At 39.3% G+C, this 17180-nt stretch carries 16 protein-coding genes and 2 pseudogenes; 7 read left to right on the top strand and 11 right to left on the bottom strand.

The annotated features are described in order from the left end of the window. Positions 1-288: NAD(P)H-dependent oxidoreductase (locus AC13CK_RS01010; RefSeq protein WP_482830890.1), on the bottom strand; the 288-nt coding region annotated here is incomplete at its 3' end. 6 nt (positions 289-294) lie between these two features. On the opposite strand from AC13CK_RS01010, the pseudogene AC13CK_RS01005 reads away from it, so the two are divergent. Beyond that, a pseudogene (locus AC13CK_RS01005) lies at positions 295-487 on the top strand (DDE-type integrase/transposase/recombinase); the annotation flags it as partial. Between the two features lie 16 nt (positions 488-503). On the opposite strand, the pseudogene AC13CK_RS01000 reads toward AC13CK_RS01005, so the two are convergent. The 4 genes and pseudogenes from AC13CK_RS01000 to AC13CK_RS00985 form a co-directional block, all read right to left on the bottom strand. Then, a pseudogene (locus AC13CK_RS01000) lies at positions 504-701 on the bottom strand (hypothetical protein); the annotation flags it as partial. Between the two features lie 23 nt (positions 702-724). Beyond that, positions 725-1645, bottom strand: a complete 921-nt coding sequence (locus AC13CK_RS00995) for a copper resistance protein B (RefSeq protein WP_034671284.1) — start codon at positions 1643-1645, stop codon at positions 725-727. Next, the gene (locus tag AC13CK_RS00990) at positions 1632-3365 is read right to left on the bottom strand and encodes a multicopper oxidase domain-containing protein (RefSeq protein WP_482830889.1); all 1734 of its coding nucleotides are present in this window, start codon (positions 3363-3365) and stop codon (positions 1632-1634) included. The genes AC13CK_RS00995 and AC13CK_RS00990 overlap by 14 nt, the downstream gene beginning before the upstream one ends. A gap of 89 nt (positions 3366-3454) precedes the next feature. Beyond that, the gene (locus tag AC13CK_RS00985; RefSeq protein WP_004760992.1) at positions 3455-3751 is read right to left on the bottom strand and encodes a hypothetical protein; all 297 of its coding nucleotides are present in this window, start codon (positions 3749-3751) and stop codon (positions 3455-3457) included. Between the two features lie 148 nt (positions 3752-3899). On the opposite strand from AC13CK_RS00985, the gene AC13CK_RS00980 reads away from it, so the two are divergent. Both AC13CK_RS00980 and AC13CK_RS00975 read left to right on the top strand, forming a co-directional pair. After that, complete coding sequence (locus AC13CK_RS00980; protein WP_004281866.1) at positions 3900-4580, top strand: heavy metal response regulator transcription factor; 681 nt, start codon at positions 3900-3902, stop codon at positions 4578-4580. After that, a complete protein-coding gene (locus tag AC13CK_RS00975) occupies positions 4573-5973 on the top strand; it encodes a heavy metal sensor histidine kinase (protein WP_034171651.1) in 1401 nt (466 codons plus the stop codon). Before AC13CK_RS00980 ends, AC13CK_RS00975 begins: the two co-directional genes overlap by 8 nt. A gap of 38 nt (positions 5974-6011) precedes the next feature. Here AC13CK_RS00975 and AC13CK_RS00970 read toward each other — a convergent pair whose 3' ends face one another. The 6 genes from AC13CK_RS00970 to AC13CK_RS00945 form a co-directional block, all read right to left on the bottom strand. Continuing rightward, positions 6012-7295 (bottom strand): MgtC/SapB family protein, encoded by a 1284-nt coding sequence (locus AC13CK_RS00970; protein ID WP_425880167.1) that lies wholly within the window; start codon positions 7293-7295, stop codon positions 6012-6014. Beyond that, a complete protein-coding gene (locus AC13CK_RS00965) occupies positions 7292-9667 on the bottom strand; it encodes a heavy metal translocating P-type ATPase (RefSeq protein ID WP_004992267.1) in 2376 nt (791 codons plus the stop codon). Before AC13CK_RS00965 ends, AC13CK_RS00970 begins: the two co-directional genes overlap by 4 nt. An 11-nt stretch (positions 9668-9678) precedes the next feature. Continuing rightward, entirely contained in the window at positions 9679-10329 is a 651-nt protein-coding gene (locus AC13CK_RS00960; RefSeq protein WP_004663997.1) for a methyltransferase family protein, read from the bottom strand. A gap of 20 nt (positions 10330-10349) precedes the next feature. Further along, entirely contained in the window at positions 10350-10598 is a 249-nt protein-coding gene (locus tag AC13CK_RS00955; RefSeq protein WP_004695740.1) for a DUF2933 domain-containing protein, read from the bottom strand. Positions 10599-10624: 26 nt separating this feature from the next. Then, positions 10625-11056: a hypothetical protein gene (locus AC13CK_RS00950; protein ID WP_004695737.1), complete on the bottom strand. Its 432-nt coding sequence runs from the start codon at positions 11054-11056 to the stop codon at positions 10625-10627. Positions 11057-11781: 725 nt separating this feature from the next. Further along, positions 11782-12024, bottom strand: coding sequence for a DUF2789 family protein (locus AC13CK_RS00945; RefSeq protein ID WP_004281876.1), 243 nt, complete (start codon positions 12022-12024; stop codon positions 11782-11784). 351 nt (positions 12025-12375) lie between these two features. Between AC13CK_RS00945 and AC13CK_RS00940 the strand changes: the two genes are divergently transcribed. From AC13CK_RS00940 to AC13CK_RS00925, 4 genes are all read left to right on the top strand, one after another. Continuing rightward, a complete protein-coding gene (locus tag AC13CK_RS00940; protein WP_368781787.1) occupies positions 12376-12756 on the top strand; it encodes a copper resistance CopC family protein in 381 nt (126 codons plus the stop codon). Positions 12757-12820: 64 nt separating this feature from the next. Next, on the top strand, positions 12821-13702 hold the full coding sequence (locus AC13CK_RS00935; RefSeq protein ID WP_023278709.1) for a copper resistance D family protein: 882 nt from the start codon (positions 12821-12823) through the stop codon (positions 13700-13702). A 469-nt stretch (positions 13703-14171) separates the two neighbouring features. Beyond that, a complete protein-coding gene (locus tag AC13CK_RS00930; RefSeq protein ID WP_004281879.1) occupies positions 14172-14366 on the top strand; it encodes a heavy-metal-associated domain-containing protein in 195 nt (64 codons plus the stop codon). Positions 14367-14544: 178 nt separating this feature from the next. Next, positions 14545-17022 carry a heavy metal translocating P-type ATPase gene (locus AC13CK_RS00925; RefSeq protein WP_004281880.1) on the top strand — a complete coding sequence of 826 codons (2478 nt, stop codon included), beginning with the start codon at positions 14545-14547 and terminating at the stop codon, positions 17020-17022. Positions 17023-17180 lie beyond the last annotated feature (158 nt).

The raw sequence follows: 17180 nt of genomic DNA, 5'->3' as shown, positions 1-17180 counted from the left end.
AGACTGATTTGGAATGGTGATCATCCGCATCCACCGCCCCAAAATACGCATCTGGTTCAGGCTGTTAAATGACTGTGATCCGCCACTGACTTGCATCAAGGCAAGAGTTTTACCTTGGGTAGCACGGATTGCCCCTCCTGCAAGTGGAATCCAGTCTATTTGTGATTTAAAAATGGAACTCATAGAACCATGACGTTCAGGTGAACACCAGACCATACCTTCAGACCATGCAAGAAGCTCATGCAGTTCTTTTACTTTTGGATGCTCAGTATCCGCATCTTCTGGCAAAGGAAGGCCCCACAAGTGATAGATACAGATAAAGCACACATATGGAGGTGCTTTGTCACGGTTAAAATGGGAAAGAAAATGTCCACCAGATCTTGAGCACAGGCAGGTTAAGTATAAAAATAACGTGATCGAATGTAATCATGGCAAGCTAAAGCGGATCATTAGGGCCACTTTAGGATTCAAATCGATGAAGACGGCTATGCCACATGCATCTATTCAGATGGCATTAAACACCGATGATGTACAGACGAAGTAGTAGCAGCCGATCCTACTAAAAGAATAGCAAACGATAAAAACAGCGATAAGCATGTTTTTAACCACTGCATAAAAATAGACCAAAAATTAAGCTTTTTTAGTTTTACAGATTCGAAAATAAATAGTAATAATTCATGAATAGTAGCCGAAGCTACCATTCATGATTCCAAGTCATATTATTTTAAAAAACTAATTCGATACCTGCACCATATTTCCATCCCTTTTCAGACTCTGTTGCCTCTTGCATAGAAGTGGCTTTCTGTCCTTTTTCATATTGGTAAGCAACATCAATGAAAGGTTTAATTCGCTTAGTAATCTCATATCGGGTTTTGATACCAGTTTTAAGTTCTGATAAACCTGATTTTGCAGCATAGTTAGAATCATCGCTAAATATTACATCTGCTTCGATATAAGGTTGAGTAATAAGTTTCTGAGTTAAAAGCAAATCACGTTCTAATTCAAAACTTGCTCCCCAAAAATTATTCTCACCGCCATAAAGATATGCTTGTGTTTCAAAGAAATAAGGAGCTAGACCTAATATACCAATAACCCCATCCACTCGATCGCTGCTGCTGTTATTTTTATCTTCACTATATCTTACCCCAGCTTGTACATCCCAAAATGGGGCTACGTTACGGCTATAAAGTGCTGATACAGCATATTTTGGATCATTACTTTCTGACTTTTCCGAATTGGCTTCAATAAATAGACGATTTTCATCTGTTCCAATTAAAGTTTCAAACTTTGTTCCTAGGTTGCCCTTACCGTCTTCATCAACCATCCATTCATTTTCAAATTTTGTCGTTTGATAAATTTGTCCACCATGTTCTTTAAGATGATTGTCATGAGGTGAGTTAGAGTTCTCAAGCGCAATCTGGACACTCTTATCCCCCATATCCGCATTTTCCATTGAATAATATTCTGGATAACGCTCTTGAAGGGAATACTTTAATCCTCCAGATTCCTGTAAAAGAATTTTCATATTTTTTGTAATATTACTGTCTTGTACAGGAGTTTCATTTTTAGCGAACGTTAGATTTGATAATCCAAATAGCGCAATCATCAAAGTTGTTTTTGAAAACAAATTATTAGTGATGTGCATGTGGATTTACTCCCTTCTCATTTACTTGGGACTGAGGAACAGTCTTTGTAGAATTACCATCTTCCACTTGAGCTACAATGAGTTTATTCATCATTCCTGCACTCATATGGTAAAGCAGGTGACAATGAATAGCCCACTCACCTAACTCATCAGCTGTGAGTAGAGTGGTTATCGTTTTCCCAGGTGGAACAATTACCGTATGTTTGTTTGGCATATTGCTTGGATCCTGACCATTCTCAAGCTGCATAAACATGCCATGTAAGTGCATTGGGTGAGCCATCATACTGTCATTGACAAATTTTAAGCGAATACGTTCACCATACTTCACCACTAGTGGGTCGGCTTCATTAAATTTTTTACCATTTATTGTCCAAATATAACGCTCCATGTTTCCACCAAGACGGATCTCTATTTCACGTTCAGCTGCACGAGTGTCTTTTTGAGGATCTAACGATTGCAAATCACTATATTGCAATGCTTTATTACCTTCAGGTGTTGAAGCATTTGCCCATCCAAATACGGTATTATCATTCTTGTCTGAAGCCGCCTTAACAGTAGCGCTATTCATCGGCATATCATGATCCATACCTTTCATAGAAGACATATCGTGATTCATATCTTTCATAGATGACATGTCATGGCTCATCCCCATATCTTCCATAGTTAATAAAGCACGAGGGCGAGATTTAGGCATCTCAATTTGTTTGACTGCTGGGCTGCTTTCTTCATGTAATGTTCCCACTGAAAAACCGGTACGATCAATAGATTCAGCTTCAATTTGGTAATGTGCTTGTTTTGGTTCCACAATGACATCATAGGTTTCAGCAGTACCAATACGGAACTCATCTACAGGAACGGGCTTTACAGGTTGACCATCAGCACTGACTACAGTCATTTTTAGGTTTGGAATGCGTACATCAAAGAATGACATAGCGGAAGCATTAATAAAACGAAGGCGAACTTTTTCACCAGCTTTGAAGTTACCGGTCCAGTTTTGCTGAGGTGTTTTGCCATTCATTAAAAATGTATAACCAGTCACATCGGACATATCTGTTTTCAACATCCGCATCTGATTCCACATAGAGCGGTCTTGCCAAGTTGCCTTTAATCCATCACGTTTAACTTGTTTTAATACATCGAATACTGTTTCGCGACGGTTCTGATAGTAATCTGCTTCTTTTTTAAGATTTTTCATAATTTGATCACTTGTTGAATTATGAAAATCAGAAAGCAAAACAACGTAATCTTTATCGGTTTTTTCAGCAGCTGTTAGTGGAGTTTTATCTTTAGGATAAATAACAAAAGCACCATATAAACCGTCTTGTTCTTGTCCTTTACTATGTGAATGATACCAATAAGTACCATTTTGGCGGACTTTAAACTTATATTCATAAGTTTTATTAGGGGCAATGCCATTAAATTTGTTAAATCCAGGTACACCATCCATAATTCCAGGTAATAATAAGCCATGCCAATGGATTGAAGAGTCCTGATTTTTTAACTTATTGTGAACACGGATAACGGCCTCATCACCTTCTTCAAATTCAAGAAGTGGTGCAACGAATTTACCATTAACGGTAATTCTCTTTAGCGGTTTTCCTGTGATATTTACAGTTTGTTCAGCGATTGTTAAATCATATTCTTTAACTGCCGCCATTACCCAAGTTGATGAAAATAAACCAACTCCAATTAAGAGTACATGACTTAACTTTTTTGACATTCTATCTCACCTTTAGAAAGGTCAAGATTGAAGTAATAAAGCAAATATTTAGTATAAACTTTAATACTTCTTTCTCGCTATTTATAAAATTATTTATTGCTACCAGGCATATTCATCTTTGAATGATCCATTTTAGAATGGTCCATATTCATCATAGAATGATCCATTTTTGACATGTCAGATGAGTTAGGAGACTGATGTTGACTATGATCTTGCTGAGTCTTGTCATCTTTTTCCATTTTACAAGGTTTTGTACAAGGTTTCTGTGCTTTTACCGTTTTAGTGGCACTTGAGGTTGATACATCTTTTGCCCAAGATTGAGTACCAGCAATTAAAGTTCCAGCACACATTAAAATTGTTAGACTACGACGCACTACAGTTTTCATAAGTTTCTCTAAAAGTTAATTTCTTGCTACTACAATAAAGTGAAGCACTGAACATCTAAGTGACTTGAAAATGACATTTTTGTAATCTATCTCGATCAGATGTTTTATAACGTTATTATAGTTTTAATGAATGACTTAGGATTCGGAAATGAGAATACTATTAGTTGAAGATGAACAAAAAACTGGTGATTATCTCAAGCAAGGTTTATCCGAAGCTGGCTATATTACGGACTGGGTTACAGATGGGTTAACGGGTAAACATCAAGCTCTTTCTGAAGAGTATGACTTAATTATTTTAGACGTGATGTTACCTGGACTAAATGGTTGGAATATTATCAATGATATTCGTAGCAGCGGTAAAACAATGCCCATTCTTTTTCTTACCGCCCGAGATCAAATCGAAGATCGAGTAAAAGGATTAGAGCTAGGCGCTGATGATTATTTAGTTAAGCCTTTTGCTTTTGCAGAGCTTCTAGCTCGAATAAAAACGCTCCTTAGACGAGGGCAACAAAGAGAAGATAGTAATATTATTAAGATTGCTGATTTAGAACTTGATTTGAGAAAACGTCGGGTAACGCGAGCGGGTCAACGCATTGATCTGACGGCAAAAGAATTCGCGCTTATGGAACTTTTTATGCGTAGACGAGGTGAAATTTTACCAAGAGCGCTGATTGCTTCTCAAATTTGGGATATGAATTTTGATAGTGATACGAATGTCGTTGAAGTCGCTATTAAACGATTAAGAAGTAAAGTTGACAGTAACTTTACTCCCAAATTAATTCAGAATATTCGAGGAATGGGGTATGTACTAGAGGTAGAGGATGAATAATAATTTATTCAGAGCGATCAGTTTCCGGATCGGTATCATTTTCTCATTATCTACTATTTTCATTCTAATTATTATGGGTTTGTTCATAAATAAATTAGTAATGCATCATTTTGAGACTCAAGACCGTACCCAATTAGAAGGTAAAATCCAGCTGATTCAGAATCTTATCCAACAGAATCCTAAAAACTCTCCAGAACTTAATCTTTATTTGAGAGACGCTTTAGTTGGACACCATGATCTTATGGTTCAAATAGAACGACCGACAGGTAAAGTTTTATTTAGTTCAGCACCTTCAACAATTAATACTCAACACTTAACCAAGTCAGCAAATAATTCATGGATTAAATGGAAAATTCAGGATAAGACTTATCGTGGCATGATCTACAACACGGATATAAACAAAAATACTGAGATACAATCTGTACGCATTATTGTGGGGATCGATACATCTGAACATCTACATTTTTTAAATGATTTTAAGCGTCAACTTTTTTACATTGGTTTAGCCGGTACGATTTGTTTAATGTTTTTAGGCTGGTTTGCAACCTGGAGAGGTTTAAGACCCGTGCAAAAAATGGCTAAGGTCGCAGAAGGCATTTCTGCCCAACATCTTTCAGAACGTTTAGAAGTTGAGCACACACCAACAGAACTAAAATCATTAGCAATTGCCTTCAATGATATGCTCGACAGACTAGAATCAGCTTTAGAAAGGCTTTCCGATTTTTCATCTGATTTAGCGCATGAAATTAGAACACCGATTAATAACTTAATGACTCAAACTCAAGTATGTCTTGCCCGTAACCGAGATATTGGTACTTATCAAGAAATACTATTTTCTAATTTAGAAGAATTAGAACGTTTGGCTCGAATGGTATCCAATATGCTTTTCTTGGCAAAAGCAGAACATGGCCTAAAATTACAGAACTTACAGAATATTGACCTGGTTAAAGAAGTTACAGCCTTATTTGATTTCTATGATGCGCTAGCTGCCGAAAAAAATATGACGCTTCAACAAACAGGATCTGGAAATGTCAAAGGTGATCCTGCTATGTTACGTCGAGCACTCAGCAATCTATTATCTAATGCAGTTAAATATGGAAATAAGAATTCTACAATACGCATAAAACTTCAACAGAATTTAGATAACACAATATTTTCAATTGAAAATGAAGGCCCTGAAATCTCTCCTGAACAACTATCCAGGTTATTTGATCGATTTTATCGAACAGATGCATCTAGACAAAGAACAGAAGAAGGAACCGGCTTAGGGCTCGCGATAACAAAATCTATTCTTGATATGCTTGGGGCGACCATCCAGGCTGAATCCCTCAATGGTCGAATCATTTTTACCATTGTTTTTCAAAGTGAATCCATGCAAGGGGAATCATTTTAACTCATTTTTTGAACATCTTCCATTTACCCGAGTTGACCTTACATAAAGCTCAAACTGAGAGCCAGAGCTACGCCAGCACCTATCATGGCAATTGTGTAGCCAAATATGATAGCTCGGCCAAACTGTGCCCCCCCTGTCATCCATGCAATTGTCGCTTTGCTTAACATGTTGCTCAGTGTGGCCAGCCCTAGCGCGACAGCAGCCACATTTGTTGTTAAGCCTTCAGTACTATGCAGGCGGGCAAGTGAGACTAAAATAGCATCTACGTCTGCTAGCCCAGAAATAGTCGATAATACGAAGATGCCGCTGGTGCCCAACCATTGTTTTGCTGCCGGGACCAAGACTGCCATGACAGCCAGGAAAGCAGCGAAGCTGAATGCTGTCCCAAGATCAAAAGGAGCCATTGCTTCTATTGTTCGATCGTTGTTTTCAGCGCTGGTAATTTGGCGTTGTCTCCACAATGCCATACCCAGCAGAAGGATTCCCGCAATCATCATTGCACCACCAAAAGTGCTTAGCAATGCTGGCTCAATGACGCCTATCAGCACAACCATACGAAAAAACATGATGCCACAGGCAGCCAATGTTCCAGAAATAGCAGCACTGACCATGACGGGGTGCTGGCGTGTATAGCGTGCCAGTGCGACAGTTGCAGCTGTAGACGATGCCAAACCACCCAATAGACCTGTCCAGAATATGCCTCTTTCTGAACCGGTAAGCCGCATGGCAAAATGACCTGCCAGAGAGAGTCCGGCAATCAGGATCACTGCCCACCATAACTGGTAAGGATTTAATGCAGCAAAAGGTCCCAGACCCGTATTGGGTAAGTAGGGTAATATAACGACAGAAAGTACCAGCAACTGCAGGGATGCGGTTAATTCACGATGTTCGATCAAGCGTAACCAACCATGTAAGGTTGGCTTGAGATCCAAAAATACAGCCACGATGACAGCCGCTGTTAATGCTAAAGTAACATTACCATGGGATGCATATGCACCTAGAACTAATGTCAACAGCATCGCGATCGTCGTGGTAGCGCTTAGATTACCGGAAAGTTTTGCGGTACGCGCGTAGGATACCGTAAGTAAAAGGGAAAGCCCTAATACGGCTGCGACTAGTGGCCAAGGCCCAAAGTTTGGCTGTAAATGACCGAGCACTCCTCCGAGTAATCCTGTCAATGTGAAGGTACGTAGGCCTGCTACTCGGCTGCCTTCTGGCAGTTCACGATCATTCCATCCTCGTTCTAAACCAATGAGCAGGCCGATGGCAAGTGCTGCAATCAGGCCTGATACATCTGGTGGAAGAAAAAGACTCTCTATCATAGCTTTTTATGTCGCAGGCGAAGGGCATTGGTGATGACTGAAGCTGAACTCAAACTCATAGCCAAGGCGGCAATCATCGGTGACAACAACCAACCGGTAAATGGATATAGTACGCCAGCCGCGATAGGGATACCCAAAGCATTGTAAAGGAAAGCAAACATGAGGTTCTGTTTCATGTTGCCGACAGTAGCTTCCGAAAGTGAACGGGCAACAGCAATCCCTCGTAAATCTCCCTTGACCAGCGTAACTTGGGCACTATTCATTGCAACATCAGTCCCGGTTCCCATAGCGATACCGACATCAGCTTTAGCCAAGGCTGGTGCATCATTGATGCCATCACCAGCCATAGCCACGATGCGACCTTCCTTCTGCAATTTGCTGACCAGTTCTAGTTTATCTGCGGGTTTGACTTCGCCATGTACCTCATCAATGCCTAGACGTGCTGCGACTGAACGGGCAGTGGTGAGACCATCTCCTGTTGCCATCACGATACGTAGACCCGCTTCCTTCAGGGTGGCAAGTGCTTCTGGGGTATTTTTTTTGATGGGATCGGATACTGCAAGCAGGCCGGCCAATTCACCATTGATGGCTAGATGCATCACACTTGCACCTTCTGAACGCAGCTCTTCGGCTTGCGGAATCAGAGATTGTACCGAGATACCTAATTGCTCCATCAGTGCTGTGTTGCCCAAAGCTAACTGACGATCGCCCACTTGACCTCGAACACCAATCCCTGAGCCTGATTCAAAATTATCTGGTGTTTCAAGAGGCAGGCCACGTTCGTGTGCTGCGTTTACAATCGCTTCGGCTAGCGGGTGTTCACTGCCTTGATCAAGACTGGCGGCTAAACGTAATACTTCAGATTCATCGAAACCTGATGCGGCAACCACACGATCGAATACAGGGCGTCCTTCAGTTAACGTACCTGTTTTATCGATGATTAGTGTGTCAATCTTGCGTAGATTCTCAATGGCTGCTGCATCGCGGAACAACACACCATGAGTAGCACCTTGACCCGTTGCAACCATGATAGACATTGGAGTTGCCAAGCCTAGTGCACAAGGACAGGCAATAATGAGTACTGCCACAGCATTGATTAATGCATAAACCCAGCTCGACTCTTCTGGGCCGAACAGTCCCCATCCAAAGAAGGTAAGCAAGGCAATGGCTACTACAGCCATGACAAACCAACCTGCAACCTGATCAGCCATGCGTTGCATTGGTGCTCTCGATCGTTGAGCTTGCGCCACCATCTGTACGATCTGGGATAACATGGTACTTGAACCAATTTTCTCTGAACGCATGATTAGGGAACCATTGGTATTCAGGGTAGCACCAATGACTTTATCACCGATGCGTTTAGTGATCGGTAAAGGTTCACCTGTCAGCATCGATTCATCCACTGAACTACTTCCTTCAGTGATTACACCATCCACAGGCACTTTTTCACCTGGGCGAATTCTGAGTAAATCTCCTACATGGACATGCGTTAGAGGAACATCTTCTTCAGTTCCATCAGGCAGGATTCGGCGAGCTGTTTTAGGAGCGAGCCCAAGGAGTGACTTAATTGCAGCAGAAGTTTGCGAACGTGCTTTTAACTCCAATATTTGTCCCAGTAGGGTCAATGAAATGATGACCGCTGAAGCTTCAAAGTAAACAGCGACACGACCCATGGAAATAAATGAGTCTGGGAAGATTTGCGGTGCAATGGTTGCGACCACACTATAAATAAATGCAGCTCCAGTGCCCAAACCAATCAGCGTCCACATGTTCGGGCTGCGATTCACAACCGATTGCCAACCCCGGGAAAAAAATGGCCAACCTGCCCAAAGTACAATTGGGAGTGACAACACCAGTTCAATCCAGCTCTGAACAGCCATATTGAACAGGTTCATTTGATGACCAAACATCGCCAAAAAAGTCACGATGATGGTCAATGGCAGTGTCCACCAGAAGCGTCGGCGGAAATCACGTAACTCCGGATTCTCATCTTCCTCTAATTCAGGAATGAGTGGCTCCAGTGTCATTCCGCATTTAGGACAGTTTCCAGGATGATCTTGCCTGATTTCTGGATGCATTGGGCATGTATAGATGGTCGTACCTGTTGTGCTTGCCGCATTAACGTGTTGAACAGTCTGATGATGCTGTGTATGTGCATCGGCAGTCGTCGTTGCGGGTTTAGCGATATATTGCACCGGGCTGCTATGAAACTTTGATTGACATTTATCACTGCAAAAAAAGTAAGTTTTCCCCTTAAATTCCTCATGGTATTTCGATTCTTCAGTGACGGTCATACCACAGACTGGGTCTTTCAGTACGTCTGTTGTAGCCTGTGCCATATGGTCCTGGTTATGATTTTTTTGATCTGACATAAATAATTCTCTTATGGAAAAGTGGTTTTATGGCCGAATTTTGGAATAAATCTCGGAGTCTGTTGAGCATAGCTGTCATAGACAGCGCCAAACTGTTTACTCATTTCAGCCTCTTCCTTAATTGCCAAGCGGCTGTACATTAAGAGTAGGATTGGAAACATAATCAGTGTCAGTAAAGTTGGCCATTGCAATAAAAAACCCAGCAAGATCATCACAAAAGCCACGTATTGTGGGTGACGTATACGTGCATAAGGGCCTGTGATCGCTAAAGAATGCTGACGTTGCGCGTTGTACAGCACGTGCCATGACGTTGATAACAGGTAAAATCCATAGCCCAAGAAAACGTAACTGGCGATATGCAAAATGCCAAAATGTGGATCACCTTTTTCACCTAATAGCGTTGACCACAAGTGACCTGCATTATGAGAAAGTAAGTCAAGTTGAGGGAAGCGAGTTTGAAGCCAACCAGATAACAGGTAAATGGTTAAAGGAAAACCATACATTTCGACAAATAGAGCAATGATAAAAGCCGAAAAGGCCCCAAATGTACGCCAATCGCGCGCAGTGGAAGGTCTAAAAAAACTGAAAGCGAACATGATAAAAACTGCTGAGTTAATGATAACCAGCGTCCATAAACCATAAGCCGATTCCGCATGATTCATGATGGATCTCCTGATAAGAGCTATTTTTTGTTATCAGATATATCGGATTTTTTTTGCTGCGAGTGGTTATGCCCATGACCACCATGCATAAAAATATGCATCAGTGGACACGCTAAAAGGAATAAATAAGGCAAAGCACCGATAACGTGGGCTAAATGTTCCGTTAATAGAAAATAAGCTGCGATACCACCCAGCACGATTAGACCAATGGCATAACGTGTAGACCAGAAGTTAGGTACTGAATTATTTTCTTGGTGTTGGTGATTCATGGTGCTTACCCCTAATTCATGGGTAACTATTTAGTTGCTGACGGAGGCATACAGTCCATCATCATCTGCATCATGGATTGCATCATGTCCATACGTTTTTCCATCATCTGCTGACGGTCAGCCATATTTGCATTCATGCTTTGGCTGCCCATCTGTTTCATCATACTCATACCTCCTTGCATGAGTTTCATGTGCTCAGCCATAAGTTTCTGACGTTCTTGTGGGGTTTTTGCAGCCATCATCTTCTCATGCATGGCTTGCATCGCCTTCATGTGTTGATCCATTGCAGCCATTTTATCTGTAGCAGTGGTGCTGGTAACTGTTTGCTTAATTGTTACTGCAGATGGTGCTGTTTTTTCAGGGTGGTGATCTTTGTGTTCATCGGATTGCTGTGCAAATGTATTCAATGACGCGGCTGCGATACATAAGCCCAAAAAAATGTTTTTGAATTTCATCATAATTTTTTCCTTTAAATAATTTGGAAGTAAAAGCTATGTTTTAGTACTGAACAGAGTCTAGGAATTTGACTACTAAACTGATGAAATTTTTGGTTATTCTCTGTCTCTCTTAAAAATTTTAGCACTATTAATTAATTATTTTTAAAAATGACAAAAATGTAATTTTGAGATCTTCTCGAAATATATAGTCTATGCTGAGATGACAAAAATTTTATTTAATATTAATCTTTTAAAACTATTAAAGTTGTTATGATTTTATGTGCTTAAAAAAATAAAAATGAAATGATTAGATGACTCCAAGGCTAGTTAGAGACACATTTTTAATGTAATTTACACTGTTATTCCTTTAAAGAAAAAATACAGTTGATCAAAATAGTTTTTTATAGAAAAAAGGGTGGATAATTTAATTATTAAACTTATTGGTATATTTATTAGATAGAAGGGGCTTTGTTGCACAAAGATTTCATAACTATATGATTTTAGAAGTTTTGATTATTTTTTGATCCAAAATTAAATTTATTTAAATCAGATGCTTACATATTTATGCAACAAAGCCGATAGAAGGTAAAGAAGATTATTTTTAATATTAGGGTTTATAATCCAAATTTCAGAGTAAGGAATCTACTACTTATATAATAGAGATTCCATCTCCAAAACAGTACTACTGTATGAATGAGTTGTATTCAATGCAGGGAAGAATGTAGATCCTTAATACTAACGGAAAATTATTTTACTGAATTTTCATGTAAAGACTCATTTAATTGATCAATCACTGTCGTCCATTCACCATCAGAGTGTAGTTTTTCTTCTAAAAAATGACGTTGAGCATCAGTCCAAAAAATTGCTTGTGTTAAAAAAACATCTCCAGCTAGCTGATGGCTCTCTATGAATTTTGCAATTGCTTCTTCAGTAGAAGCTAAACCAAGCTGTTCAAATAATTTGGTCATTCTTGGACGTGTTTGAGTCATGTGCTTAGCCCACAAATTTATATTAGATCAAATTAAACATAACATGTTTATATTTAAACTAAAATATAAAAAATTAAATAGCTACTATTTTCTTAGACAAAATGATTACTACATTTCATAAATCAACCACCTACATAATTTGTTTGTTAAATGATCATTATTTTTCAATAAGATTATTTTAATAGTTAAAGATTTTAAATTTTAAAAATGACAAAAATGTAATTTTGAAGTCATCGCTCTGTTTCTGTCTCTCACTAATAATTGAAATATAAGAGGAGATGATGTGGTCTCATTAAATATAGATTTTATAAAGTCATCTCTAATGAACTAACGAATCAAGAGGAAACGTAAATGAAATTATTTCAAAATAAAATGACTGCTCTACGTAATGTTGTAGTAGCTGCAACGATGATTGTGGCTACTACAACTACGTTCGCTCATGTGAGTTTAGTGAGTGCGATTCCTGCGGAAAATGCATCTATCCTTAGTCAACCAAAGAACTTGACCCTTAACTTTGGTGCAGAGGTTATGTTGATGAATATTAAGTTACTGGATGCTCAGCGAAGAGATGTTCCTTTAAAATATAAAGTTACTCATGACTTAAAGAAATCCTTTGATGTCGCTCTTCCGAAACTGAAAAAAGATAAATATACCGTTGTCTGGACAACAATGGGGAAAGATGGTCACAACATGAATGGTGAATATAGTTTCACTATCAAATCAACTAAATAAGAATTGATTACCTTTCAACATGTCAGTGAGGTGCTGGCATGTTGTTCTAGAATGGACAAAAATAATGATTTCTGAATATTGGATGTGGGCCACTTGGTTAACTAAGGTTATTTTATATTTAAGTGTAGCTTTTGTCGTTGGTGGAGCCTTTTGCTATTTTTTACTTAGACAATATCTTGAACTAAAAGAATCGATTCTTAAATATATTACAATTGGCGCTGGATTAGGCCTAATTTCCAGTACCTTGGGATTTTTTATTCTGATTGGTAGTTTTGCCAATACTGGTATTACAGGTATGGTGGACCCCACGTATATTAATATATTGGTTAATACTCCGACGGGGTATATATACGTTCTTCGTTCTATTAGTTTTGCTCTTTTACTTCTTCTCATGGTGGTTAAACTTAACAGGAACAAAGGTCATTTTTCTATAATTGAAAGTTCAATATTTTGTATTTTACTTATCCCGATTATTTTTAGTTTTTCCCAGCTCGGACATGTCGCTAATTTAACCTTACTTGCTCAAATTTTATTATCAATCCATATTCTAGTTATGTCGTTATGGATGGGGTCTTTATATCCGTTATGGAAAACCAGCCGGGAAATAAGTGGTTTACCTTTAAAAGATCGCATGCATGTATTTGGACGTATTGCTGCTTTCATTGTTGGGATATTAATCGCCTGTGGCGCTAGTGTAGCTCTTCTTTTAATTAAAGATTTTAATACCTTAATCAATACTGCATATGGCTATGGTTTCATGGTTAAAATGTTTTTTGTTATAGGTATTCTACTTTTAGCTGCCTTCAACAAATGGTATTTCACCCCGCGTCTTCAACATCCTAAATTCGCTAAACACCTTAGTCATGCCATTTTATTTGAGATGTTATTAGGTCTATCAATTCTATTAACAACAGGCTATATAACCACTGTCGTGGGTATTGAATAAGAGAATTTCAAAATAAGGGAATTGAGGAAATTTAACATTACTGCATTTATCTTTTGTAGCTGAGCAATAAAGTTTCTACTGGACTGCCAACTTACGACAATCAGAACAGTAAAATCGCATCATGAGGCATTATACATAAAGGTAGTCACCGGTTTTTAGCTTATCTTCAACCCATAACGGTCTCATCTATTCAGTTCACTACCATTGATTGAAATAACTAATCTTATAAATTTCAGAGTGATCGTAGATGACAAAAATGTCATTTTAAAGTCACATTAATGTTGGTTAAGTACTTTTACTGTAGTCATTAGAACACTCTTCTTTGGAATACTCTGAAGAAAACTGTAAGGTTGTAAACAGACCAAGTTACAGCGAGTAACTGATTCAGAAAAAGGCTGGTTGTATGGTGAAAGTTTAGAGTTACTGTTCTAATGTTTTAAACAAATGTTTTGTTAAAAAGGAGCAACATATGAAATTTCACATCGCTAATATGACTTGTGGTGGTTGTGCACGCGGCATTACTACCGCAATTAAAGAGCTCGACTCGAATGCCTCACTCGATATTGATTTACAAAACCGTATTGTTGAAATCAACACAACGGTGAGTCAGGATCAAGTCATTGCCACTCTCAGTGAGCGTGGATTTACAGCTGATCCTGCTTAATCTCTGTTAGAGTAACAGTGGGAATTCCTTACCACTTTTACTCTCTCTTATTTTCCTCATCGTACAGATAAAACCTGTACTTGCTTGAAATAAAAGTAATCCCTGAATTCCCCCTAATCTTGGTTCGAGCTGATCTTCGCATATAGAACTCAGCATATCTAAATGATAGAGATCGTATATGAGTACCGAAATGACTGATACGCCACACTACAGTGAAACATTAGAGATTGAGGGGATGACATGTGCTTCTTGTGTAGGCCGTGTGGAAAAAGCTTTAAAATCTGTTGAGGGTGTTGAATCGGCTCATGTAAATCTGGCTACCGAAAAAGCAGTCATTTATGCGCATCAACCACTTGATCGCGCTACTTTAATTAAAGCCGTAGAAAAAGCAGGCTACGAAGTGGAAGCGCTGCAACCAATAGAGCTTACGATTGAGGGTATGTCATGTGCTTCTTGTGTAGGTCGAGTAGAAAAGGCCTTAAAATCTGTTGAGGGTGTGGAATCAGCTCATGTAAATCTGGCTACTGAAAAAGCGACTATTCAGGCAAGCTCATCTGTCACTCGTGACTCGTTAATTCAGGCTGTCACCAAAGCAGGGTTTGAAGCAAAGTCAGTTCATCAAACTACGGAAAGCTTTCAAGATAAAAAAAATATTGAATTAGAAAAACTTAAAAAAGATTTAATTTTGTCAGTCTTATTGACTCTACCCGTTTTTATTTTAGAAATGGGATCACACCTGATTCCCGCCTTTCATACGTTTATGATGGATAACATTGGCCAACAAAATAGCTGGTTAATGCAATTTTTCTTGACCACAGTAGCATTAATTTTTCCAGGCCGACGCTTCTTTAAAAAGGGCATCCCAAGTTTATTCCGCTTAGCACCAGACATGAATTCCTTGGTGGCTGTAGGAACATTGGCTGCTTATCTTTATTCAGTGGTTGCTACTTTCTTTCCAAGTGTCCTGCCACAAGGCACGGTCAATGTTTATTATGAAGCTGCAGCGGTTATTATCACTTTAATTCTATTAGGTAGATTTTTTGAAGCCAAGGCAAAAGGCCGAACGTCTTTAGCAATTCAACATCTAGTTGGAATGCAGCCTAAAGTTGCCAGAATACAGCTCAATAATCAGGTGATAGAAGTTCCGATTGCCGAAGTTCAAACAGGAACGATTGTAGAGATTAGACCAGGCGAGCGTATCCCTGTCGATGGTGAAGTTATTCACGGCCAAAGTTTTATTGATGAATCCATGATTACTGGCGAGCCTATGCCCGTTGAAAAAACGATAGGCTCTACTGTGGTAGGAGGAACAATTAACCAAAGTGGCAGCTTAAATATCAAAGCCACCTCTGTTGGTAGTTCATCAGTGCTTTCTCAAATCATCCGAATGGTTGAACAGGCACAGGGTTCCAAGCTGCCTATTCAGGCATTGGTTGATAAAATTACCATGTGGTTTGTACCTGTAGTAATGGGTCTCTCTCTTTTAACTTTTATTACTTGGTTTATCTTCGGCCCTGAGCCAGCCCTAACGTTTAGCTTAGTTAATGCAGTTGCGGTACTCATTATTGCATGTCCTTGTGCAATGGGACTTGCAACGCCTACATCAATCATGGTGGGAACTGGGCGTGGTGCTGAAATGGGTGTTTTATTCCGTAAAGGGGAAGCTTTGCAGCTGCTCAAAGAAACTAAAGTGGTTGCTGTTGATAAAACAGGGACCCTGACTGAAGGGAAACCAATTTTAACCGATCTGCATGTCTTAGAAGGGTTTGAATACAATGCCGTACTTTCACTTATGGCAGCCGTTGAATCAAAGTCTGAGCATCCTATTGCTCGAGCAATTGTACAAGCCGCTATAGATAAGGAATTAATTCTGTCTCCTGTTGCTGATTTCAAGTCAGTCACGGGCTATGGAATAGAAGCAACGGTGTCTGAACATTTGGTTCATATTGGTGCAGATCGATATATGGAAAAACTAGGTTTGAATCCTAATGTTTTTTCTCAATTTTCGGATCGTTTGGGAGAAGAAGGAAAAACCCCTCTCTATGTTGCGATTGACCAGAAACTTGCTGCCATTATTGCTGTAGCAGATCCAATTAAAGAATCAACATTTGCTGCAATTGAAGCGTTACATCAGTTAGGTTTAAAGGTTGCCATGATTACAGGTGATAACCGTCATACAGCTCAAGCGATTGCAAAAAAACTAGGTATTGATGAGGTTATTGCAGAAGTCTTACCAGAAGGTAAAATAGAGGCCGTTAAAAAATTAAAAAATCAATATGGTAAACTCGCATATGTTGGAGATGGCATTAATGATGCCCCTGCACTTGCAGAAGCAGATATTGGTTTAGCAATAGGTACAGGTACAGACGTAGCTATTGAAGCTGCTGATGTGGTTTTGATGTCTGGCAACCTGAAAGGAGTGCCAAATGCTATCGCTTTAAGCAAAGCGACTATAACCAATATTCGTGAAAATTTATTTTGGGCATTTGTTTACAATGCAGCTCTGATTCCTATTGCAGCAGGTGTACTTTATCCGCAATTTGGACTGCTACTTTCTCCTGTATTTGCTGCTGGTGCAATGGCTCTCTCGTCAATATTTGTACTAGGAAATGCTTTACGATTAAAACGTTTTAAAGCCCCCCTTGCAATTATTTAACCATTTTTTATATACATTGGCTTTGTTGCACAAAGATTTGAAATGCAAAGCGCCCCTAATTGAGCCAAATTTAAGGCGTAACTTGGGTAAGTGGTCGACCTAATTCCGTAAATCTGTTAAGGACTGCTACACGTGCATGGATCTCATTCACTTGGCTA

The sequence above is a fragment of the Acinetobacter sp. L-24 genome (assembly GCF_056857555.1).
Note: the sequence above shows the minus strand (reverse complement) of the source record. Positions and strands in the feature narration are given on the sequence as shown.

What these genes read in the sequence shown, in the direction of transcription:
- AC13CK_RS00930 (WP_004281879.1), top strand. Translation starts at nt 14,172, where the DNA reads ATGAAATTTCACATCGCTAATATGACTTGTGGTGGTTGTGCACGCGGC.
- AC13CK_RS00980 (WP_004281866.1), top strand. Translation starts at nt 3,900, where the DNA reads ATGAGAATACTATTAGTTGAAGATGAACAAAAAACTGGTGATTATCTC.
- AC13CK_RS00995 (WP_034671284.1), bottom strand. Translation starts at nt 1,645, where the DNA reads ATGCACATCACTAATAATTTGTTTTCAAAAACAACTTTGATGATTGCG.
- AC13CK_RS00960 (WP_004663997.1), bottom strand. Translation starts at nt 10,329, where the DNA reads ATGAATCATGCGGAATCGGCTTATGGTTTATGGACGCTGGTTATCATT.
- AC13CK_RS00950 (WP_004695737.1), bottom strand. Translation starts at nt 11,056, where the DNA reads ATGATGAAATTCAAAAACATTTTTTTGGGCTTATGTATCGCAGCCGCG.
- AC13CK_RS00955 (WP_004695740.1), bottom strand. Translation starts at nt 10,598, where the DNA reads ATGAATCACCAACACCAAGAAAATAATTCAGTACCTAACTTCTGGTCT.
- AC13CK_RS00985 (WP_004760992.1), bottom strand. Translation starts at nt 3,751, where the DNA reads ATGAAAACTGTAGTGCGTCGTAGTCTAACAATTTTAATGTGTGCTGGA.
- AC13CK_RS00935 (WP_023278709.1), top strand. Translation starts at nt 12,821, where the DNA reads ATGATTTCTGAATATTGGATGTGGGCCACTTGGTTAACTAAGGTTATT.
- AC13CK_RS00975 (WP_034171651.1), top strand. Translation starts at nt 4,573, where the DNA reads ATGAATAATAATTTATTCAGAGCGATCAGTTTCCGGATCGGTATCATT.
- AC13CK_RS00990 (WP_482830889.1), bottom strand. Translation starts at nt 3,365, where the DNA reads ATGTCAAAAAAGTTAAGTCATGTACTCTTAATTGGAGTTGGTTTATTT.
- AC13CK_RS00945 (WP_004281876.1), bottom strand. Translation starts at nt 12,024, where the DNA reads ATGACTCAAACACGTCCAAGAATGACCAAATTATTTGAACAGCTTGGT.
- AC13CK_RS00940 (WP_368781787.1), top strand. Translation starts at nt 12,376, where the DNA reads ATGAAATTATTTCAAAATAAAATGACTGCTCTACGTAATGTTGTAGTA.
- AC13CK_RS00965 (WP_004992267.1), bottom strand. Translation starts at nt 9,667, where the DNA reads ATGTCAGATCAAAAAAATCATAACCAGGACCATATGGCACAGGCTACA.
- AC13CK_RS00925 (WP_004281880.1), top strand. Translation starts at nt 14,545, where the DNA reads ATGAGTACCGAAATGACTGATACGCCACACTACAGTGAAACATTAGAG.
- AC13CK_RS00970 (WP_425880167.1), bottom strand. Translation starts at nt 7,295, where the DNA reads ATGATAGAGAGTCTTTTTCTTCCACCAGATGTATCAGGCCTGATTGCA.